The 22,823-nt window shown below is 32.5% G+C and carries 20 protein-coding genes; 10 read left to right on the top strand and 10 right to left on the bottom strand.

Features of this window, described 5'->3' with window-relative positions; translation table 11 throughout:
* Window positions 1-20 precede the first annotated feature (20 nt).
* Entirely contained in the window at window positions 21-1,370 is a 1,350-nt protein-coding gene (glmU, locus tag HA151_RS03200) for a bifunctional UDP-N-acetylglucosamine diphosphorylase/glucosamine-1-phosphate N-acetyltransferase GlmU (RefSeq protein WP_209106057.1), read from the top strand.
* A 1-nt stretch (window position 1,371) separates the two neighbouring features.
* Here the strand turns inward: glmU and HA151_RS03195 are convergent, their stop codons facing one another.
* Genes HA151_RS03195 through menD form a run of 4 tightly spaced genes read right to left on the bottom strand, consistent with a single transcriptional unit; the run spans window position 1,372 to window position 6,900 of the window.
* The gene (locus HA151_RS03195) at window positions 1,372-2,745 is read right to left on the bottom strand and encodes a UDP-N-acetylmuramoyl-tripeptide--D-alanyl-D-alanine ligase (RefSeq protein ID WP_209106056.1); all 1,374 of its coding nucleotides are present in this window, start codon (window positions 2,743-2,745) and stop codon (window positions 1,372-1,374) included.
* Between the two features lie 12 nt (window positions 2,746-2,757).
* A complete protein-coding gene (glgA, locus tag HA151_RS03190) occupies window positions 2,758-4,209 on the bottom strand; it encodes a glycogen synthase GlgA (protein WP_209106055.1) in 1,452 nt (483 codons plus the stop codon).
* A gap of 34 nt (window positions 4,210-4,243) precedes the next feature.
* Complete coding sequence (gene menB, locus HA151_RS03185) at window positions 4,244-5,101, bottom strand: 1,4-dihydroxy-2-naphthoyl-CoA synthase (RefSeq protein ID WP_209106054.1); 858 nt, start codon at window positions 5,099-5,101, stop codon at window positions 4,244-4,246.
* Between the two features lie 35 nt (window positions 5,102-5,136).
* Window positions 5,137-6,900 (bottom strand): 2-succinyl-5-enolpyruvyl-6-hydroxy-3-cyclohexene-1-carboxylic-acid synthase, encoded by a 1,764-nt coding sequence (gene menD, locus HA151_RS03180; RefSeq protein ID WP_209106053.1) that lies wholly within the window; start codon window positions 6,898-6,900, stop codon window positions 5,137-5,139.
* Between the two features lie 50 nt (window positions 6,901-6,950).
* On the opposite strand from menD, the gene lepB reads away from it, so the two are divergent.
* Window positions 6,951-7,535 carry a signal peptidase I gene (gene lepB, locus HA151_RS03175; protein ID WP_209106052.1) on the top strand — a complete coding sequence of 195 codons (585 nt, stop codon included), beginning with the start codon at window positions 6,951-6,953 and terminating at the stop codon, window positions 7,533-7,535.
* Window positions 7,536-7,580: 45 nt separating this feature from the next.
* Window positions 7,581-7,916, top strand: a complete 336-nt coding sequence (locus HA151_RS03170) for a DUF760 domain-containing protein (protein WP_012007422.1) — start codon at window positions 7,581-7,583, stop codon at window positions 7,914-7,916.
* Between the two features lie 6 nt (window positions 7,917-7,922).
* On the opposite strand, the gene HA151_RS03165 is transcribed toward HA151_RS03170, so the two are convergent.
* From HA151_RS03165 to HA151_RS03145, 5 genes are read right to left on the bottom strand one after another with little or no spacing between them, the layout of a single operon-like run.
* Complete coding sequence (locus tag HA151_RS03165; protein ID WP_209106051.1) at window positions 7,923-9,095, bottom strand: DUF4336 domain-containing protein; 1,173 nt, start codon at window positions 9,093-9,095, stop codon at window positions 7,923-7,925.
* A complete protein-coding gene (locus tag HA151_RS03160) occupies window positions 9,092-9,964 on the bottom strand; it encodes a metal ABC transporter permease (RefSeq protein ID WP_032514960.1) in 873 nt (290 codons plus the stop codon). The genes HA151_RS03165 and HA151_RS03160 overlap by 4 nt, the downstream gene beginning before the upstream one ends.
* Before the next feature lie 12 nt (window positions 9,965-9,976).
* Complete coding sequence (locus tag HA151_RS03155) at window positions 9,977-10,741, bottom strand: metal ABC transporter ATP-binding protein (RefSeq protein ID WP_209106050.1); 765 nt, start codon at window positions 10,739-10,741, stop codon at window positions 9,977-9,979.
* Between the two features lie 3 nt (window positions 10,742-10,744).
* Window positions 10,745-11,644 carry a metal ABC transporter substrate-binding protein gene (locus HA151_RS03150; protein WP_209106138.1) on the bottom strand — a complete coding sequence of 300 codons (900 nt, stop codon included), beginning with the start codon at window positions 11,642-11,644 and terminating at the stop codon, window positions 10,745-10,747.
* A gap of 20 nt (window positions 11,645-11,664) precedes the next feature.
* Window positions 11,665-12,999: a DUF697 domain-containing protein gene (locus HA151_RS03145; RefSeq protein ID WP_209106049.1), complete on the bottom strand. Its 1,335-nt coding sequence runs from the start codon at window positions 12,997-12,999 to the stop codon at window positions 11,665-11,667.
* Window positions 13,000-13,164: 165 nt separating this feature from the next.
* On the opposite strand from HA151_RS03145, the gene HA151_RS03140 reads away from it, so the two are divergent.
* From HA151_RS03140 to HA151_RS03110, 7 genes are all read left to right on the top strand, one after another.
* Window positions 13,165-13,587, top strand: a complete 423-nt coding sequence (locus HA151_RS03140) for a hypothetical protein (RefSeq protein WP_209106048.1) — start codon at window positions 13,165-13,167, stop codon at window positions 13,585-13,587.
* A complete protein-coding gene (trpS, locus tag HA151_RS03135) occupies window positions 13,577-14,593 on the top strand; it encodes a tryptophan--tRNA ligase (protein ID WP_209106047.1) in 1,017 nt (338 codons plus the stop codon). The genes HA151_RS03140 and trpS overlap by 11 nt, the downstream gene beginning before the upstream one ends.
* Window positions 14,594-14,596: 3 nt before the next feature.
* Window positions 14,597-16,513 (top strand): threonine--tRNA ligase, encoded by a 1,917-nt coding sequence (thrS, locus tag HA151_RS03130; RefSeq protein WP_209106046.1) that lies wholly within the window; start codon window positions 14,597-14,599, stop codon window positions 16,511-16,513.
* A 10-nt stretch (window positions 16,514-16,523) separates the two neighbouring features.
* Window positions 16,524-17,558, top strand: coding sequence for a glucokinase (locus tag HA151_RS03125; protein ID WP_209106045.1), 1,035 nt, complete (start codon window positions 16,524-16,526; stop codon window positions 17,556-17,558).
* An 8-nt stretch (window positions 17,559-17,566) separates the two neighbouring features.
* Complete coding sequence (gene thrB, locus HA151_RS03120; RefSeq protein ID WP_209106044.1) at window positions 17,567-18,514, top strand: homoserine kinase; 948 nt, start codon at window positions 17,567-17,569, stop codon at window positions 18,512-18,514.
* A gap of 79 nt (window positions 18,515-18,593) precedes the next feature.
* Window positions 18,594-20,135, top strand: a complete 1,542-nt coding sequence (locus tag HA151_RS03115; RefSeq protein WP_209106043.1) for an NAD(P)H-quinone oxidoreductase subunit 4 — start codon at window positions 18,594-18,596, stop codon at window positions 20,133-20,135.
* 13 nt (window positions 20,136-20,148) lie between these two features.
* A complete protein-coding gene (locus HA151_RS03110) occupies window positions 20,149-22,236 on the top strand; it encodes a M3 family metallopeptidase (protein ID WP_209106042.1) in 2,088 nt (695 codons plus the stop codon).
* Here the strand turns inward: HA151_RS03110 and HA151_RS03105 are convergent.
* Window positions 22,229-22,822: an esterase/lipase family protein gene (locus tag HA151_RS03105; RefSeq protein WP_209106137.1), complete on the bottom strand. Its 594-nt coding sequence runs from the start codon at window positions 22,820-22,822 to the stop codon at window positions 22,229-22,231. The two genes, HA151_RS03110 and HA151_RS03105, sit on opposite strands and share 8 nt — an antisense overlap.
* Window position 22,823: the final 1 nt, after the last annotated feature.

Genomic DNA, 22,823 nt, shown 5'->3' with positions numbered 1-22,823 from the left:
AATAAGTATTTCAAATAAACATGTTAAGTGTTGCGATATTAGCGGCAGGCAAGGGCACTAGGATGGAAAGCTCATTGCCAAAAGTTCTACATAAAATTTCTGGCAAAAGTCTTCTACAAAGAGTAATTGATTCGTGTGCTGAATTAAAACCTGATCAAATCTTTGTAATCACAGGACACAAATCAAAAGAAGTACAAAAGTCAATTCCAAATGATAAAAAAATCAATGTTATTATTCAAGAACCTCAATCGGGGACTGGTCATGCTATCCAAGTACTTTGTAGAGAAGTAAAAAAACACGAAGGGCAACTTTTGGTACTTAACGGTGATGTACCACTCATTACGCCTAGGACTCTAAAAAAGCTTTTAAGTTTACACGAATCAAAAAATGCTGATGTTTCTTTAATCACCACAAAGAAAACAAATCCTCATGGATATGGCAGAGTATTTTTGAAGGAGGATTTTATAGAGAGAATTGTTGAAGAAAAAGATTGTAACGATCTAGAACGAGAAAATTCATTAATAAATGCAGGTATTTACTGTTTTAACTGGGGTAACTTGTCAAAAATAATTAATACCTTGCAAAGTAATAATAATCAAAACGAAATTTACCTAACAGATACAATATCTTTGCTAAAGAATTCCTTAAGCCTCGAGGTAGAGGACAATGGAGAGCTTCAGGGAATTAATAACAGAATTCAACTATCAGAGTGCGAGGAAAATATTCAGAATTCAATTAAAGAAAAGCATATGCTCAATGGTGTAACTTTTATAAATAAAGCAAGTTGTTCAATTAGTGAAGAAGCCGAAATTGGTAAAGATGTAATCATAGAAGCTAATACTCATATAAGAGGAAATGCCAAAATAAATAATCATTGCATTATTGGACCAAATACTTTTATTGAGAATTCTAATGTGGGATTACATTGTGAAATTTCAAACTCTACTGTTTATGACTCACAAATAATGGATTATATAAAAATTGGTCCTTATAGTCATATAAGACCAAACTCAAAAATATCTTCCTATAGCAAAATAGGAAATTTTGTTGAAATCAAAAATAGTCAATTAGAGGAAGAATCTAAAGTAAACCACTTAAGTTATATTGGCGATTCTATTATTGGAAGATCTACAAATATAGGAGCAGGGACTATTACTGCAAATTTTGATGGTCAGAAAAAACATCAAACAAAAATTGGTAAAAATTCCAGTATTGGTGCAAATACAGTTTTTGTTGCTCCTATTAATCTCGGGGAATCAGTAACAACAGGTGCCGGTTCAGTGATCACCAAAGACTCCAAAAATAATTCATTAGCAATCTCAAGAACTAAGCAAGTTAATATAGAAAATTGGGAAAGGAAGAAATCTTGATCTAATTAATTAATTCAATAATTTTTTCAAGCTGCCAACATCTGCTCCCTTTTATAAGAATAGAATCACCTTTTTTTGTAGATTTGTTTATCTCTTTAGGTACATCTTTAATATTATTAAAAACTAAAAATTTTTTATTATCTTTTAGATAGTTGCTGTAAATTTTTTCATTTTTTTTATCGCAAATAAATAAACATTTTTTTATGTCTGAATTATTAACTAAGCTGAATATTTCTTTATGATATTTTTCAGATTCTTTTCCCAATTCTTGCATACTTCCAAATATGAAAAATTTATTTCTAGGTTTTTCAAGGAGAGTTTTAATACATGCTTTTACTGACTCTGGCGAAGCATTATATGACTCATCATATATTGTTGTTTTTACTGATTTAAGAATTTTATTCCTTCCTTCTAAACTTGCGAAATTAAATTTATTTAAACTTGCAAAATCAATCCCTAGCTCTTTAGCAACAGCATAAGCATATAAAAAATTCGAAGCATTGTGAAATCCCTCTAATGAAATTTCAAAGGTATTTTCTTCAATTAAAATTGTTTTTTTCGAAGGATTATAAAATCCTCGCAAATTATCATCTTTCTTAAAACTCCTCTTTAGGTTTTCTATATTTAATAGTCTTACTTTTATCACTCTACCTTTCCAAAATTCTTTTAAAGTTATCTCTAGAGATGGATCATTTGCTGGAATTATTACAACTCCCTTGGGATTTAAGAACTTACTAATTTCACACTTTGCATAAGTAATATTTTTTTTCGAGCCTAACAAACCAATATGAGCTGTTCCAATATTAGTAATAACTGCAATATCTGGTTCACTAAATTTAGATAAATTCTCGATCTGTCCAGGACCTCTCATCCCCATCTCAAGAACTAAAACTTTATCTTCTATCTCTGTAGCAAAGATAGTAAGACCAACTCCGATCTCATTATTAAAATTTGCATGAGATAATTTAATTCTTCCAAGTTTATTTAAAACTCCACCAATCATTTCTTTTGTTGTTGTTTTACCTACTGAACCAGTTATCGCTACAACAGGGATATTTAATTTTTTTCTTTTTAGCAACGCCAATTTCTGAAATGCTTCTAATGTGTCATTTACGACCCAATAAGGAAAATCACTTGGAAGTAATTTCTGCATCCCTTTTCTAATTACTACTGATTTAACTCCTTTATTTAAAACCTCTGGAAGAAAACTATGTCCGTCAAAATTTTTACCTTTGATAGCTATAAAAAGTTCATTTTTTAATAAAGTTCTACTATCAATACTTATATTTCTAAAATTTAAAAAATCTCTTTTACCCTCACTTAGATTTTTAATATCCCCCAAAACATTGTTTAATTCTGATAAAGAGAATTCCATTCAAAAATTAAGTCATACTTTTTTTAAGGATGGATCAGCTGATTGTCCGTAAGAGAACTTTTCAACTTCAGCAAAATCAGGAGATGGTTCTTTTATTCCACAAACATCCCTATACATAATTTCGTATTCGAGTGCGGATCTTTGCCAACTAAACTCTTGGCTCATTGCTCTTTTTTGTAATAATTCCCAACTATCTTTATGCCTAAAGGCCTCCCAAGACCTTACTAAAGATGTATAGAAATCTATTGGCTCAAATCGATCGAAGCAAAACCCTGTCCCACTATTATTTTCTGGATCATGAGGCAAAACTGTGTCAACTAAACCTCCTACTCGCCTTACTATAGGAATAGAACCATACCTCATAGCAAGTAATTGACTAATACCACAAGGTTCGAATCTACTTGGCATTAAAAAGGCATCAGAGCCACCATATATAAGCCTTGAAAGAGAATCATCATAGGTAAGAAATACAGAAAATCTTCCTGGATAATCTAATGCAAGTTGCCATAATCCTGACTCTAAGTATCTATCTCCAGTCCCTAAAACAACTATTTGCGAATCGGTATATGCTAAAAGTCTTCTTGAAACTTGTAGAAGTAAGTCAACCCCTTTCTGATCAACTAACCTACTGACCATACCTAAAAGATATTTTTTAGGATTAACTTCGAGACCCATTTCTCTCTGCAGAATTTTTTTATTTTCTAGCCTATTTTCTAAATTCTTAATACTAAATTTTGCAGGTAAAACTGGATCTTTAGCTGGATTCCATTCATCAAGATCTATGCCATTAAGAATTCCCCTTAATTTACCTGAAATATAATTAAGTAAACCTTCAAGGCTTTCCCCATATTCATGGGTTTTAATCTCATCTGCATAAGTCGGAGAAACGGCATTGACCCTATCTGCATACAACATTGCTGCAGCCATTGTGTGGTCTCCATGCATATACCAAGGACACCAAGTCATTTTTTCAAGTTTCCATCTCCAAGGGCCTTGATATTTTAAATTATGAATTGTAAAGACAGTACTAATTTCGGGGTCCTGATGCATCCACACAGGAATCATTCCAGTGTGCCAATCATGGCAATGGAGAACTTGAGGTTTCCAACAATTCCAAGCAAATTCTGCAGTAGCACTAGCAAAAAATGTAAAGCGCCAGTCCTCATTTTCGCCTCCGTATATTTGGTCAGAGTCAAATGTTGGATGACCCACTAGGTAAATCACATAATTATGAATGGGATGTTTTGCTTCATATACTGCGAAATCAGTGCCCATGGTATTTGCTCTAAAGACTGGTTCGTTCGATACCTCTAAAAGACTCCACAATTTTCCATATCCTGGAATTATTACTCTTACATCATGACCAAGTTTTATCAAAGATGGAGGTAACGAACCAACCACATCTCCCATACCTCCAACTTTGATCATTGGAGCACATTCAGCAGCGGCAAGAAGAATTCTCATTGATAATATTTAAAAAGTTCTTTTGAAAAATAAACTAGGGTGTCCACTTATAGTCAGAAAAGTCTGGTGGACGCTTTTCAAGAAAGGCATCTCTACCTTCTTGAGCTTCTTCAGTCGAATAGAATAATTGAGTTGTGTATCCAGATAATTCTTGAATACCCGCAATCCCATCATTCTCCGCATTGAATGAAGCTTTAAGAATACGAATAGCAGTTGGACTATTTCGTAAAATCTCTCTTGCCCAGATTACACCCTCAGCTTCTAATTCTTCAATCTTTGTAATTGCATTTATCAACCCCATCTTAAGAGCTTCCTTGGAATTATATTTTCTACATAAAAACCAAATTTCTTTTGCTTTTCTTTGACCAACAAGTCTTGCCAAATAACTAGATCCAAAACCCGCATCAAAACTACCGACTCTTGGACCTGTTTGACCAAATATTGCATTTTCAGAGGCGATACTGAGATCACAAATTAAATGAAGTACCTGGCCTCCTCCAATTGCAAACCCTGGAACTAAGGCAATAACCACTTTAGGTAAACTTCTTATTAATCTTTGAAGTTCAAGTACATTTAATCTCTGCTTCCCTTCATCATTTTTATATCCATTTTTACCTCTTACACTCTGATCACCTCCAGAGCAAAAAGAATAAATACCTTGCTTGTCAGGTCCCGCACCTGTAAAAAGAACTACGCCAATAGTTTCATCATTTCTTACAATATTAAATGCGTTAATGAGTTCATCTACAGTTTGTGGCCTAAATGCATTTCTTTTTTCAGGCCGATTAATGGCAATTCTCGCAATTCCCTCATCTGATTTGTGAAACAATATATCCTCATAAGATTTACATTCTGACCAATTTAAAGTTGTTTTACCAGGTAATACTTTCATGAAACCTAATTATTCAAAGATAGAAAATGATAAATTTAACTGCCAATTATTTTTTCTAGCAGGGCATTTTTTTCACAAATTTCATTTTCTGGATCAATATCAATTTTAATTATTACAGATTTCTGGATAGAAATGCTCCAATCGAATGCCTCTCGTAATTTTTTAAAATTTGCCACACTTTTGAAGTTTACTTGATAACCCTCTGCGAGTTTTGGCCAGTTTATTTCTTTTGGCATAAGAAAAAGTTTTTTTAATTCATCTTCTTTTAAATTTTCTTTATAAATACGATTAAATATATTTCCGCCATTATTATTTATCAGAAGAATTGTTAAATTAATATCGATTGAATTTTCAATCAGCCAACCGTTTATATCATGAAGAAAAGCCAAATCTCCAGTCACAAGAAGTAGAGGATTTTTAATTCTAGAAATACCTAATGCAAGAGATAAAGTACCGTCTATGCCAGAAGCTCCCCTAAAGCTGAAACAATTTCTTGTTAAAGTACCATTCTCAGAAAATGTAAGCCAATCTCTAATCGGGCTACTCGCGGAAAGCATTATAGGATTTTCAGCTGGCCATAGTTTTGGGACAAGATTTGCAAGCATATACTCAGTAATTTGATTACCTTGAGTAATTTTCTCTTTTAAAATTTCTTTAATCTGGTCGCCTTCCTCTATTAAATCTAGAGCCATAGGAGTAAGAGACTTTTTGTTTTTTTCGTTGATTGATAATTCTTCTAACAATAGATTAGTAAAATTTGATAGCCCAAAATCATATTCAAATGATTTTTTTATAGGGTCCAATTTTCTATAGTTTTTTTCTTTTATAAGTATTTGTATCCCTTCAAAGTTTATTAAGAACTTCTCCAGATCAATTGAGGATGACATAGGGCCAAGCCTCAAAAGTTGATGACAATTTATCGAATTTTTATTTTTTCTTAAGACTAATTCCCAATTCACAACTAATCCTCTCAAATCAGAATAAACTCCTGAAACAGGATCTGCAAATACTGGCCAACCTGTAATTTCTTGTAATCGTTCTAAAGATTTATTGAAAGAAGTTAAATCATTTATGGAACCTTGATAGGGACCTACCAAAATAATGCCGGATTCATCTAAATTTAAACTTTTTGAAATTTCTAAGAATTTGTTTTTATCAGACTTTATTTCAACTTCCTGAAAGATATATTTTTTCTTTAAATAAATTCTCTCAAAAACCTCTAATACATTTTTTTTATTCAAAGATGAAATACCTAAAGGCTTATCAATAGGAATATTTATATGAATAGGGCCAGGGAAGGTTGATATTTGTTTCTCAGTAATTCGAACTAAATTCAAGATTTCATTTTCTTGTGTTTCATGCAGTCCATTTAGATTTGTACTTAAAACCCTTCTGCAGACTGAACTCAAAAAATCTTCTTGATTTACTGTTTGATTAGCGCCACAATCTTTTAATCTTAAGGGTCTATCAGCAGTAAGAAATATAACACCTTTACAAGATCGGTCTGCTTCAACTGCTGCTGGCAATAAGTTACTTACAGCAGTTCCAGAAGTAGTAATAACTAAAGAAACATTACCTGATGCAGCAGAAATCCCAAGAGAATGGAATCCAGCAGATCTCTCATCTATTGAATTAAAAATATTTACCAGTCCTAATTTATTTAATTCTCCAGAAGCCATTGCTAAAGGTGCTGATCTACTACCAGGACATAGTATTAAATTTTGAACTCCTATTTTTATGAGAAGATTCAAAAGTTGTAAACTTCTAAGAAAATTTTTGCATTCAACAGATGATGTCATAATTTATATAAATGCTTTTGGATTTTTCTTATAAGTGAATTAAATAAAACATGTCTAAAACTCAAGAAAAAAGAAATTTAATACTAAAGGATTTAAAAAATCTTTTAATCTGGATTTCTATAGCTTTAATTATACGATGGCAGGTTATAGAGCCAAGATGGATCCCATCCGGTTCAATGCTTCCAACTCTTCAAATACAAGATAAAATTCTTGTTGAGAAAATAACCCCCAAAATCACATCCAAGTCAAATCTTACAAAATTAAAAAACAAAATAGTTGTTTTTAAAGTTCCAGAACAATTAATTAATGCTGGTTATGAAGCAGATACTGCACTAATAAAAAGAGTAATAGGAATACCTGGAGACAAGGTAGAAGTAAGAGACGGTGACCTTTACCTAAATGATATCGCACAAAAAAATGACGTTTTTGACAAAAATATTAATTATTCTATAGGGCCTTTTATTGTCCCTGAAGAGTCATTATGGGTGATGGGAGATAATAGAAATAACAGTATGGACTCCCATGTTTGGGGATTTTTACCCTATGAAAAGGTTATTGGTAAAGCTATTTTTAGATATTGGCCTTTTAATAAAATTGGACCTATTCGGTTCCCTGCTCTTAATAATTTAGATTAATGGGTACTTTATGTTGTAGGGTTTTTATATCTTGAAGTTGTAGAAATGTTTAATCCAGAATTTCTTGCTACTGAAAATAATGATCCAAACGATGAGAATGATTTAATCCAATATTTGCAAAAACAATCTCCAGAAGTTTTGCAAAGAGTTGCAAAATCAGCTAGTGAAGATATTCAAGAAATTATTAGACATAATGTTCAAGGTCTTCTTGGAATGCTTCCTTCAGATCAATTTGATGTAAAAATAACATCTTCAAAAGATAATATTGCTAATTTATTATCCTCTGCAATGATGACAGGATATTTCTTAAGACAAATGGAGCAAAGAAAAGAGCTAGAACAAACTCTTAAAAATGATGAGAACATGTCTATTGAAGAATAATAGTTCTTAAAGATTTACTTCTTCAGGAATTACTCCTAGTTCAAATAACTTTTTATATAACCCCATCAAAAATTTATTATCATCAGAAAGTTTGTCCCACTTTTGGGAATTAATTTCATTAATTAATTTTTGACAATCTTCGATTGTAAATTTTATGGGGGCTGTAAAATGAGCTGGAATTAAATATTCCATATCTTCAAAACACTTGATATTTTCTAACCATTTAAGTAAAACTTCTTTTGAACGCGGAAAAATTAATTTTTGTAAAACTGGTGCAATTTGAATCTTAGGAGTATCTTTACCCATTATTTCAACAAGAGAGGATTCCCAATCTTCGTCCCATGAAAAGGGATAAATACCAAAATGAGATCTCCAATTTCGAAGATCTTTTTTGAATGAATACTTAAATATTTTTTTTAAAGTTGGAATATCTAATTTACCTGGTTTCAAAAAAGATGAAAATAAGACTAATCTTTTCCATCCTTTCTTTCTTTTTTCGATGGAATCAATCAAAGGTTCATCTCCTCTCTCCCTGGAATGAAAAAGAAGAGGAGTTGGATCAAAATTAAATATCTCAGGTGGTGTGGAGTCTATTCCAATTATTGCGTCTGTTACATGAAGAGTTTTCGTAGAATAATGGAAACAGCTTATCTCTTGATACCTTCCAAGTCCTAAATTCAGGGGGCCTAATGAAGACCACTTAAAGGAGTTTGTATGTGGAGTACCTTCCTCAAACAATATTCTTGATCTTTTTGATGGAATTCCTAAAAAATCTAATGGTAGATTTACGGGGAAACTCCATTGTCCAGGACAAAGCCAAATTTCTGCATCTTTAAAAATTCTTGAAAGAGCTGGCAGTCCTATTTTATGCTCAAGTCCAGAGGCACTCGGTAGAATTATTGTTTTTACTTTACCGTGAATCGCAATTAATTTTTCTAACTCATTTATCAATTCTTTAGTCGGAGGCAGTGGATTTAATAGCATCAATCCATGATCAACCTTTATTACCGTCATTCTTATTGGAACCGCAACATAATAAAGTCCCTGTATTTGTTCCAAGCACCATATTTGATCAGGAATTAATTCTCTTAAAATTGTTTTCTTTTTCCCATAAGGATATAGAGGGAATAATGGCCACCAATTCCACTTTTTATTTAAAGTTTCTTCAACCACTATCATTTATACCCAGCAAATAATTTCTTTAACTTAAATATCCCGTATCTTGGAGCGAATAAAAAAGCGAATAAAAATATAAAAGTTTGCGCTAAAACAATTGATCCACCTGTTTCAAGATCAAACCAAAAACTAACATATATTCCTATAAGGCTTGAGATAATTGCACTTAATACTGAAATTACTGTCATGTTATCAAACTTGTCCGTAAGTAAATATGCTGTAGCACCTGGTGTAATCAACATTGCAACCACCAAAATAATTCCAACAGACTGCAAGCCCACAACAGCTGCCAAAGATAAGCATGTTAGTAGTAAATAGTGAAGAAAAAATACGTTAATCCCAACTGTTTTTGCATGCCTAGGATCAAAACAATAAAGCATTAAGTCTTTTCTAAAAATTGATAAAAGTATTACGACTAATAAAGAAATGAATATAGTTTGTTTTACATCTGAAAGTGATATTCCTAATGGACTACCAAAAAGAATAGAGTGCAGATCTATATTACTTTTAATCTTAGAAACCAATACAATTCCAAGAGCGAAAAATCCAGTAAATACCAACCCAATAACAGTATCTTCCTTAACTCTAGATTTCTGTTTAATAAACCCTATCAATGCTACAGAACCAACTCCGAAAATAAATGCCCCTAATGAGAAAGGAAGACCTAATGCATAAGCAACCACAACACCAGGCATTACTGAATGTGACACTGCATCTCCCATTAAAGCCCATCCTTTAAGAGTCAAATAACTTGATAGGAAACCACAAACAGCTGCAACCAATGAACTCATAAGAAGTGCTTTTCTCATAAAGTCATGAGTTAAAGGATCTGTTATGAATGAATCTAAAGTTAAAAAAGAACAGAGCTCCATATAATTCAAAATTTAGGATTCAGGTCCAAACAAGAAATCAGGTGAGATCCCTCCAAAAGTGGTTGTAATATTTTCAGGGGTAAACACTTCAGAGGTCTCGCCGTAAGCTACAACAGTTTTATTTATTAAAAGAACCAAATCACAAAATTCACGGACATGAATCATATCGTGCGTTGATAATAATATAGTTTTCCCCTCATTTTTAAATTGGATAAATAATTCCGAGATAAGTTTCTCAGTTCTTATATCAACACCTGAAAAAGGCTCATCAAGAAGTAATATTGAAGCTCTTTGAGCAATTGCTCTAGCTAAAAAAGTTCGTTTTCTCTGACCTCCAGATAAGTTCCCAATAGGCGTAGATAAATGATCAGTAAGATCAACTCTCTCAATAGCATCTTTAACCGCCTGAACATCAGACTCTCTAGGACACCTAAAAATATTCATCGAACCATATCTTCCCATCATCACTACATCCCAAACACTTATTGGAAATTGACTATCAATTCCTTCATTTTGAGGAACATAAGCGATTGTCTGATCTTTTTGAGCAGATCTTACAGACTCTCCATTAATTCTAATTTTTCCCTTTGAAATATTTACAAAGCCAGTTAAAGCATTAAAAAAAGTTGTTTTACCAGCACCATTAATCCCTACTAACCCACAAATCTGGCCAGGTTTCAACCTTAAATTGGCATCATATAAAGCCACCTTACCGTTGTAATCTACGCAAATATTCTCAGCATCAATCCTAAAGTTTTGATAATTAATTGTTTCCATAATTCAAAAAAGCCCTTTTTTAATCAAATCCAAATTATGCTCAAGCATTTTTAGATAGGAACTAGCAGGCCCACTATCATCAGATAATGAATCAACAAAAAGATTTCCTCCAAAATTAGCCCCAGTTTCGTTTGCGACAACTATTTGAGATTCGTTACTTACAGTACTTTCGCAAAATACAGATGGGACATTTTTTTCTTTAACTAGTGAGATTGTTCTTGTCATTCTTTTAGGAGTAATTTGACTCTCAGCATTTACTGGCCACAAATATACTTCCTCTAATCCATAATCATTTGTTAAATATGAAAAAGCACCTTCACAACTTACTAGATACCTCCTCTCTTTATTTAAGTTATTAATAAAAAGTGAGAATTCTTTATCTATTTTATAGAGTTTTTCTTTATAAAGATTTCCATTTTCTTCAAATAATGTCCTTTTGGATGGCCTCAATTCTGATAAAGAATCCACGAGAATATCCACGTATTGGATCCCTCTTTTAGGAGAAATCCATGCATGAGGATTGGGTTTCCCTTTATAAAAATCTTCACTGATAAAAATAGGATTTAAATCTTCCGCGACAGTAATTCTTTTAACTTTTAAATTAGTAACAAATTTTTCAGCCCATAATTCAAATCCAAATCCATTATCAATGAAAACAAAAGCATTAGAGGCATTTACCAAATCGCTTGGAGTTGGTTGGTAGCCATGAACTTCAACTCCAGGTTTCGTTATTGATCTAACAATAAAATCATCTTTAGCAATATTGCTAATTATGTCCGATAAAACAGTGAAACTTGCTAGTATTACCTCCTTACTTTCATTTTTATTTGATATTTTCTTACATGAGCCTGAAGCAAGAGAAAGAACAAGTAACAAACTTAAAAAAAGTATATTTTTTCTCATATTTGACATTCATCCTTAGATTATGAACTAAAAGATAGTTTCATAAGTGGTTTTCTAAGATCATAAATAAATCCTTTCCAATTTATTTTTTCTTTTTCAAAAGCTTTTTCAACAATTTTCTCAGAATTTTTCTTTATAAAATCCAAATCAGGTTCTTCTACTCCTTTTGTTATTGCCATAAAATCAGCCAAAGAACTGGATACTACTCTTGTCAAATAAGCGGCACTGACAGCCTGAAATGTTCCAGAGACAAACCAATTTGGTCCATGTAATTTTGTTATACCAATTAAAGTTTGTCCACTCCATTCAATAACTCCCTGAGCAATTGCAGTTTTTAAAATCTCTTTAGATACTTTATCTAAGATTTCAGGAGACCAATTACATCCCCATATAGACTTAATTTCTTTAATCATTAATGAATTTAGTACTGTCATTGCCATAACATCAATCGATGGGATTGGAGATAAGAAAACAGTTGTTGCGACGAGAATTTGATTTTTTCTTTGTATACCTTTTAACTGCATTCTTCTTATTCCTTCAATTTCAGATTGCCATGCAACATGAAGTTCTTTCAAGAGCCTTTTTTTTGTATTTTCAATATTTTTAGATGAACTTATGAAAAACTTTCTTAACGAAAAAGGTATGTTTATTATCTCATTCTTATTCATATCAAAAGTAATAATTTTATTTATAAAGTCACTTGAAATTTGAGACTTAAGGTCTTCTATCTGATTTACGGCTTCTATTTCGTTGGAAGTTAAAGCCACCAACCAGATTGACATATTTTTAGGAAACTTTTCCAGCCACAAAAAATCATTCGCAGACAAAGGCAAATTTATAAAATACAATATTGCATCACTCTTTAAAGCTTCTTCTGGAATAACTTGAGAAGAACTATATTTTGGTAATTTTTCATATAAATCAAAGTCAAACTTATCTGATTTAAAATGACTTTTCAAAACAGACTGACAACTTTGATAATCTTTTTGTCCAATACAACTTATTTTTTCTTTTTCACATCTATTAAGAATTGATTCAAGTATTTTTTGTCTTTTTGAATTCTGTTTTTCTAATTCATTTGTTGCTTCAAGTTCTTCAAAAAATTTTAAATCTTCATTACATAGATTTATCCAACCATCTAAATTATTTGGCTCATTGAATTTAGGCTTATCATTCTTCAAGTAAAAATATCCACCCAAACACAACGCGAAAAATCCTATTGATCCTCCTGCAAAATGAATTAAGTCACTGACAAACCATTCCCCAAAACCTAATAATAATAAAATAATAATAAGATTTTTTTTTGGAAACTTTATGAAATCCATTAAAAGGTTGTCTTTACTAATATCAAACACAATGCTTTATTTTTCTAATTTTATTTTAATGCAAGTTGTGAATGAGAAAAGCAAAATTTCATAAGTCTTTAATCAAAAGATAAAAATATAAGGCTTTTAAAAAGACTTATTGCATAACAAGATGCTAAGTTAATAGACTATTTAAATAAATTAAGAAACATCAAGATGTCTAATTCAAATTTCAGCAATAATCCTGGGCAAGAAAACTACAGAGGTCGTTCTAACAATGAAAGATCTAACTTCAGAGATAGATCGGGCGGAAGAAGAGATGGAGGAGGATTCCGCATTAGATTGAGTGATAACGAAATGAAAGCTGTTAAATCAATACAAGAGACCTTTCAATTGAGATCTACCGTTGCAGTTTTAGGTTTCTCTGTTAGAACGCTCAGCGAAATGATCAAAGACGAAAAATTAATTGAATCAATCACAGAATATGCAAAAAATAATAAAAATTCTTCTCCGAGCAGACAATCACAAAATCCACATGAAGAAAAGACAAAAACAGCACCTGACCCTTTTGCAAGGCCTGTAAAAAGTACTTCAACTGAAGAGATCCAATCTAGCGAAGTAGAAGAGGATGACAAATAAAAAAAGAATTCTTTCGGGAGTTCAACCAACTGGTGATTTACATATTGGGAATTGGCTTGGGGCCATAAATAATTGGGTTACGCTTCAAGAGCAATATGAAACATTCCTTTGTGTAGTTGATTTACACGCAATCACAGCTTCATATAATCCCAAAGAATTATCTCAGAACACTATCTCTACTGCGGCTTTGTACGTCGCTTGTGGGATAGATCCCAATATATGCTCAATTTTTGTCCAAAGTCAGATTTCTGCACATTCAGAACTTTGTTGGATATTAAATTGCATGACTCCTATAAATTGGATGGAAAGAATGATTCAATTCAAGGAAAAATCCATACAACAAGGAAATAATGTATCCATTGGATTATTTGACTATCCGATCTTAATGGCTGCAGACATTCTTCTATATGACGCTGACTTTGTACCAGTAGGTGAAGATCAAAAACAACATCTTGAACTTGCCAGAGATATTGCACAACAAAGAATTAATGCGAGATTTAGTAAAAATAAAAATATTTTAAAAATCCCTCAACCAATAATCATGAAGAATGGTTCTAAAATAATGAGTTTGATTGATGGTTCAAAAAAGATGAGTAAAAGCGATCCTAATGAAGGCAGTAGGATCAATTTGTTAGATACTCCTGAAATAATCACGAAGAAAATAAAAAGGGCAAAAAGTGATAGTTATATTGGAATAGAATTTAATAACCCTGAGAGAGCAGAATCTAAAAATCTTCTGATGATTTATTCAATATTATCTGGTAAAGAAATTTCTCAATGTGAAAATGAATTCTCCGAGACAGGATGGGGAACATTTAAAAAATTAATTACCGAACAACTTATAGAATCTTTAGAACCTATTCAGAAAAAATATAAACTCTTAATTAATGATCCATATCAATTAAATAATATTCTCAAAGAAGGAAAAGAGAAGGCTGAAGATTTAGCAAATAAAACTCTAAAAAGAGTTAAATCTAAACTTGGATTCCTTGAAATGGAGAAATAAATTATGCCAGTAATTACATTACCTGATGGTTCAAAAAAGGTTTTCGAAAATTCTGTAACTACTCTAGAAATTGCTAAGAGTATAGGTGAAGGATTAGCTAAGGCAACTATTGCTGGGAAAGTAAACGATGTTTTACTTGATGCAACTCTACCAATAAAAAATGATGCCAAAGTTGTAATAATAACTTCTAAAGACAAAGAGGGGGTTGAGATAATAAGACATTCTTTTGCGCATCTTATTGGTCACGCAGTTAAACAAATTTACCCAAATATAAAAATGGCCATAGGTCCTGTAATTGAAGATGGATTTTACTACGATATATTTTCAGAATATAGATTTACTCCTGACGACTTAAACAAAATTGAAGAACGAATTAATAAATTAATAAAAACAAATTATGACGTTGAAATTTTACAAGTTCCCAAGGAAGAAGCAATTAAAACTTTTAAAGAAAGAGATGAGACTTTTAAATTACGAATAATTGAAGAAATTCATGAAGAGGGTCTAATTAATTTATATAAGCACGAAGAATATATAGATATGTGTAGAGGGCCTCACGTACCCAACACCAGACATTTAAGGCACTTTAAGTTACTTAAATTATCAGGTTCATACTGGAGAGGTAATAGTGAAAATGAATCATTACAGAGAATATATGGAACTGCATGGGCTAAAGAAAAAGAACTCAATGACTATCTAACAAGAATTGAAGAGGCGGAAAAAAGGGATCATAGAAAACTTGGAAAAAAACATTCCCTTTTTTATATATCAGAAGAATCTCCTGGAATGATTTTTTGGCAGCCTAATGGGTGGACAATCTATCAAGTACTTATGAAATACATAAGAGAAATACTTAGGAAAAATAACTATCAAGAGATAAGAACTCCTCAAGCAGTCGACAGATCTCTTTGGGAAAAATCAGGCCATTGGGAAAAGTTTAGAGATGATATGTTCACAACCTCCTCAGAAAATAGAACTTATGCAATAAAGCCCATGAACTGTCCTTGCCATGTTCAAGTGTTTAATCAAGGTTTAAAAAGTTACAAAGATTTGCCTATTCGTCTTGCTGAATTTGGTTCTTGTCACAGAAATGAACCCTCAGGGGCATTACACGGCCTAATGCGAGTTAGAAATTTCACTCAAGATGATGCTCACATCTTCTGCACCGAAGAGCAAATTCAAGAAGAGGTATCTACCTTTATTGAGCTTGTTTTTGAGGTTTATAAAACTTTTGGTTTTGATGAAATTATTATCAAATTATCTACTCGTCCTGAAAAAAGGGTAGGCAGCGATGACATTTGGGATAAATCCGAAGAGGCTCTTACCAAAGCATTAAACGATAAAAATTTAAAATGGGAACTACAACCTGGAGAAGGGGCTTTTTATGGTCCCAAAATAGAATTCTCGTTAAAAGATTGTCTTAATAGAGTCTGGCAATGCGGAACTATTCAAGTTGATTTCTCAATGCCAATTAGATTGGATGCAACTTATGTAGATATTGATAATGAAAAAAGAAATCCAGTTATGCTTCACAGAGCAATTTTAGGATCATTTGAAAGATTTATCGGTATCTTAATTGAACAATATGAGGCAAAATTCCCAATTTGGCTTGCTCCTTATCAAATAATAATATTAAGTATTACTGATAGAAATATAGAAAAATGTCAAGAATTCAATCAATTTTTGAATATCAAAGGCTACCGATCAAAAGTTGACATTAGAAATGAAAAGATAGGATATAAGATAAGAGAAGCTACAATCGGTAGAATCCCATTAATTGCAGTAATTGGAGATAAAGAAGAGGAAATTGATTCAGTCGCTTTAAGAGCTTTGGATGGAACAAATTTAGGAATTCTCGACCTCCCTAATCTATACAAATTAATGGATGAATTAATAGAAAAAAAAGGGAGAACAAAATAATTTCAAATAGATGAATTTTCTGGCTTGTGATTTAGGAGGTACTAAGGTCCTATTGGGAATATTCGAAAAAGTAATAAATGATGATTCGCCTAAATTGTTATACAAAAAGAAATATTTATCTTCTGAATGGGATTCTTTTGAACTTATCCTAGAAGATTTCCTCAAAAAAGAATGCAAAAATATACCTCATCCTTCTTCTGCATGTTTCGCCGTAGCTGGTCCTTTATCTAACAACAATGCAAAAATCATTAACTTGTCATGGAATATTTCTGGAAATGTATTAAAAAACCAATTTAATTTCAAAAGCTGCGAGCTAATAAATGATTTTGCAGTACAAATTTATGGAATACCATTCTTAAAAGAAAATCAATATTCAACAATTCAAAATGGGAACCTCTATGAAGGTACTAATAATGATTTGCATGCCATTGTTGGAGCTGGGACAGGTTTGGGCATTGCAAGAGGAATAATATCAGAAAATAAAGTAAAAGTTTTAGCTAGCGAAGGGGGGCATGTTGAATATTCGCCAAAGTCAAAATTAGAATGGGAATTAAAGATTTGGCTCAAAAAGTCCCTTAATATTGAAAGGATATCTTGTGAAAGAATTGTTAGCGGCAATGGTTTATCAAGAATTGCCGAATGGAGACTAAGCAAATCTGATGCTGAGAACCATCCGCTACAAAAATATTTTGAAGGAATGAAAATTTCTGATGATCTGAGAAAAGAACTACCTGAGAAAATTTGCAATTTTTCTAAAAAAGGGGATCAGCTAATGATTGAAGTTGAAAGGATTTGGTTAGGCGCTTATGCCTCTTTATTGGGAGATGTTGCTCTTCAAGAACTGTGCTTTGGCGGGTTATGGATTTCGGGGGGAACCGCATCAAAACATTTCAAAAACTTTAAATCAGATTTATTTATGAAACAATTTTTCGACAAAGGGAGATTAAAAGATATTCTTAAAAGAATTCCTATAAAAGTAATTCTAGATGAAGAGTTTGGACTTTTTAGTGCAGCATGCAGAGCAAAAATGCTTTTAAAAAATTAGTAAAAAAAATGTCTATCCCTAAAGTAGGTAAAAAAATAAGAGTAACAGTACCTTCCACAACTGCTAATTTAGGGCCTGGATTCGATTGTCTTGGTGCAGCATTAGATCTATATAATGAGTTTATTTTTACGAGGATTGAAGGCGGTGGAGATAGATTTGATCTAATAATGGAAAGCACAGATGGTAATCACTTGAGAGGAGGACCTGAAAACTTAGTCTTTAGAGCAGCTCAGAAAGTCTGGGAAAGTGCAAATATGGATCCTTATGCACTTGAAGCAAGAGTTAAGTTGGCAGTGCCCCCTGCACGCGGACTTGGAAGTAGTGCTACAGCCATAGTTGCTGGACTGATCGGAGCTAATGCAATAATGAACTCTCCATTGCCTAAAGAAAAACTCCTTGAACTTGCTATTGATATAGAGGGTCATCCTGATAATGTAGTCCCCTCTCTCTTAGGTGGGCTTTGTTTGACAGCTAGGTCTTCTTCTCAAAGATGGAGAATCATTAGATGCGATTGGCACGATTCAATTAAAGCAGTTGTAGCAATACCTGCTATTCGTCTAAGCACAAGTGAAGCAAGAAAGGTTATGCCCAAGAATGTTCCAATATGTGATGCGGTGACAAATATGGGGGCACTTACTTTGTTACTTAATGGCTTAAAAGCAGGAAATGAGGAACTAATAAAAGAGGGAATGTTCGATAAGCTACATGAACCCTACAGATGGAAACTTATTAAAGGTGGACTAGAAGTAAAAGATGCCGCACTAAATGCAGGTGCTCTAGGATGCGCAATAAGTGGTGCTGGACCAAGTATCTTAGCTTTATGTAAAAAAGAAAATGGCAGAAACGTTAGTCAAGCCATGGTAAAAGCATGGGAGAAGTCAGGTGTAGCTAGCAGGGCTCCATTCTTAAACCTTCAAACGACAGGCAGTCAATTTAGCACTATCTCTGGTGAGTAGTTTTACTTAGGCATTTTTAATGTTATAGTCTCAAGCTAGAACAACTTCAACTAGAATAAAAAAATTATTCATTCCATAAATGAATTTAGAATCTTTTCCTTGGCTATCATCCATTGTTTTACTACCTTTAATTGGGGCATTAATAATGCCTTTCTTGAACTCAAAGGAAGGAGAAGATAATACACTCCCTAGAAATATCTCATTAAGTTTTTTATTTATAGACTTTTTACTAATAATTGGCGTTCTTTTCCAAAAATTTAATACCACAGACAGCTCTTTGCAGCTGGTAGAAAGAACTTCCTGGTTGCCCTCAATAGGCTTAGAGTGGTCTCTTGGTGTAGATGGTTTATCTGCTCCTTTAGTAGCTTTGAGTGGATTAATTACATTTTTATCAGCTGCGGCAAGTTGGAAAATTAAGAAAAAATCTAATTTATATTTTGCTCTTTTATTAGTCCAAGCATCAGCTCAAGCATTAGTTTTCCTATCTCAAGATTTCCTATTATTTTTCTTAGCTTGGGAACTTGAGTTAGTTCCGGTATATCTCCTTATTGCAATTTGGGGAGGGAAAAAAAAGTTATATGCAGCAACTAAATTTATTCTTTATACTGCCTTAGCATCCTTATTAATACTTATAAGTGGTTTAGCTCTAGCTTTGAATGGCGATACCTTTACTTTAAATATTAGCGACTTAACCAATAAACATGTATCAGGTAGCCTAGCGTTGTTATCTTATATAGGATTTTTAATTGGTTTCGGAGTAAAACTTCCAATCTTTCCACTGCATACCTGGCTTCCTGATGCTCATGGAGAGGCTAATGCACCAGTATCAATGTTACTTGCTGGAATACTTTTAAAAATGGGCGGCTATGCTCTTTTAAGATTCAACGTTCAAATATTACCTGAAGTACATCTCCAAATTGCGCCTGCATTAATCATTCTTGGAATCATCAATATAATTTATGGAGCATTGAATGCATTCGCACAAGATAATGTCAAAAGAAGAATTGCATGTAGCTCAGTAAGTCATATGGGTTTTGTTCTCTTGGGGATTGGAGCGGTAGATGCGTTAGGGATCAGTGGAGCAATGCTCCAAATGATTAGTCACGGACTTATAGCAGCAGCTATGTTTTTCGTTACTGGATCATTCTATGAGAGAACAAATACTCTTTCAATTCCAAATATGGGTGGATTAGCAAAGGTATTGCCAATAACTTTTGCTTTTTTCTTGGCAAGCTCTCTAGCTTCTCTAGCACTACCTGGCATGAGTGGTTTTATAAGTGAAATAACTGTATTTTTAGGTATCACAAGTCAAGAAGGCTTCAGCTCTATTTTTAGATCAATTACGATTCTTATAGCAGCTATCGGTCTAGTCCTAACTCCTATTTATTTATTATCAATGTGTAGAAGAGTATTCTTTGGTCCTAGAATTCCTGCACTGGCTACAGTTAAAGAAATGAATGGTAGAGAATTGACAATTGGGTTCAGTTTATTGTTGCCTACTTTAGTGATAGGTTTTTGGCCTAAGATCGCGATAAATTTATACGAATCTTCAACCAATGCTCTCAGTCAGCAGTTAACTTTAGCTAAGTTAGTAGGAGTAATTTCAAAATTAGTTAATTAAATTTTTTTAATAAATGGATACCTCAATTTTTAAATATGGAGAATTACCAGAATTTAAATTTTTTACTCCCGAAAATATCAGGAACCAATTTCCAGTAGTACTAAAAAAGATCACCGAAGATTTTAAAAATATAGAGAAAGATTTATCTAACTATTTGATTCAGAATGATTTAAATTGGGATAAAGTAATAAATCCTTTAAATGAAGTCAATGAAATTCTTAGATGGAGTTGGGGAGTAATAAGTCATCTAAATGCTGTAAAAAATTCTGAAAGTTTAAGAGATATTTATTCAAAATTTCTTCCCGAAATAATTAGCATAAGTAACAAATTTGGGCAAAGTAAAATAATCTATAATTCACTAGTCAAACTTAAGGAAACTAATAACTTTGATCAAATTAAAAAAAGAATTTTAGATAAAGAAATTCTTGAGATGCAACATAGAGGTATTTCACTACAAAAAAATGATCAAGAAGAATTTAACAAAATTTCAGAAAAACTTGGAAAGCTGTCAACTGAATTCAGTAACAATGTTCTTGATGCCACAAACGAATGGTTTTTAATACTAAATAAAAAGTCTGAAGTCGATGGTCTTCCTGAACGAGTACTTGAATTGATGGCAATTTCTGCACACAATCACTTAAAAAAAGATGAAGAAGTTAACATTAAAAATGGTCCTTGGAAATTAAGTCTAGATATCCCAACTTATACTTCGTTCATGACATATGCCACTGAGCGTAATCTTAGAGAAAAACTATACAAGGCATTCGTTAGTAGGGCTTCTCAAGGAGAAAAAAATAATTCTCAAATCATTGAAGAAATATTATCTCTTAGAACTAAACAAGCTAATCTTCTCGGTTATAAAAGTTGGGCAGAACTAAGTTTGTCAACGAAAATGGCTAAAGAAATCAAAAATGTAGAAAACCTTTTAGAAGAATTGAGAGAACCAGCATTCAAAACCGCAAAAATTGAATTAGAAAAGCTAGATAAGTTTTCTAAAGCTAATGGGTTTCCAAAATCGCAGAATATTGAGCCATGGGATATCAGTTATTGGTCTGAACTTCTTAGAAAGGAAAAGCTCAATTTGGATCAAGAGTCTTTGAGACCTTGGTTCCCACTAAATGATGTTTTGAAAGGTTTATTTAAATTAAGTGAGAAACTTTTTGAAATTAAAGTAGTCGAGGTAACTGGTGAGGCTCCTTTGTGGAATGATGACGTCTTATTTTTTAATATCCTCAACAAAGAAGATGAGAAAATAGCATCCTTTTACCTAGATCCATATTCGAGGCCTGAATCAAAGAGAGGTGGGGCTTGGATGGATGAATGTTTGAATAAAAATAATATTGGCAAAAAAACCCTCCCAGTAGCTTATCTCGTTTGTAATCAAACTCCACCATCAAAAAATAAACCTAGTTTGATGAGTTTTGAAGAAGTTCAGACACTTTTCCATGAATTTGGTCATGGTCTTCAACACATGCTTACTACTGTAAATCTTCCTCAAGCAGCTGGCATCAATAACGTTGAGTGGGATGCAGTCGAACTTCCAAGTCAATTTATGGAAAACTGGTGTTTTCATAAAAATACACTTATGAATATTGCTAAGCACTATAAAACAGGAGAAAAATTATCCGATGAGAATTTTGAGAAGCTACTAAAGAATAGAACTTTTAATTGTGGTATGGCTACTCTCAGACAACTACATTTTGCAATTACAGACCTCAGATTGCACAGTAATATTGATAAAAACGAAGGTAAAACAGCAGATGAGATTAGAAGAGAAATTGCAAAACAAACTACTGTTATTGAACCAATTCAAGAAGATCATTTTCTTTGTTGTTTTAGTCATATATTTGCAGGCGGATATTCTGCAGGGTATTACTCATATAAATGGGCTGAAGTTCTAAGTGCTGATGCATTTTCAATGTTTGAAGAAGCTGATCTAGAAAACTCTGAAGATTTAAAGTTAATAGGAAAAAAATTCAAAAATACAATACTTAGCTTGGGTGGGAGCTTACCTCCCTTAGACATATTCAAACTATTCAGAGGAAGAGAACCACAAACAGATTCCTTAATAAGACACTTAGGGTTATCTGGAGCTACATAATAATTTCATCTATTATTTTATCAACCACAGATTTATTTCTTACAAGATTTCTATGTTTGAATACTTTTACTGATATTCTTTTCCCAAAATTTAAATTCGTCCACCAGCCGGGGAAAACCATCAAATCCCAATAAGTAAAGAAATTTATACACTCAATATCATCAAGAAAAAAATCATTATTCGCGAGTCCTCTCAAAAACTTACTATTTATTTTCATTTCGGATATTCCTTTAAAAGGGTATTTAGGTATTAATTGTGCCATCAAAGTTCCTTTGTGAGGGGAACCTATAGATATTAATCTTCTTGTTCTTTTATATCCATTAAATTTTTGAAGCCAGTGCCTACCAATTATTCCTCCCATGGAAAATCCCAAAATATCTATTTCTTTTTCTAAACCGTATTTCTGTAAAATTAAATCGTTTAATTTATTAGCCAAATCAAGAATTGAAGTCATTCCATATGAATGTTCAAGGGTTGGGGCAAAATATTCAATGCCAAGATTATCAAGTTGTGGGGTAATAGAAGAAAAAATACTTGAAGTATTCCAAAGCCCATGAATCAAAATGATAGGATTTCTTCTTTCCAAT

The sequence above is a fragment of the Prochlorococcus marinus XMU1419 genome, assembly GCF_017695955.1.
Classification (GTDB): Bacteria; Cyanobacteriota; Cyanobacteriia; order PCC-6307; family Cyanobiaceae; genus Prochlorococcus_A; species Prochlorococcus_A marinus_AD.
The sequence above is the reverse complement of the archived record's forward strand: the minus strand, read 5'-3'. Positions and strand labels throughout refer to the sequence as shown.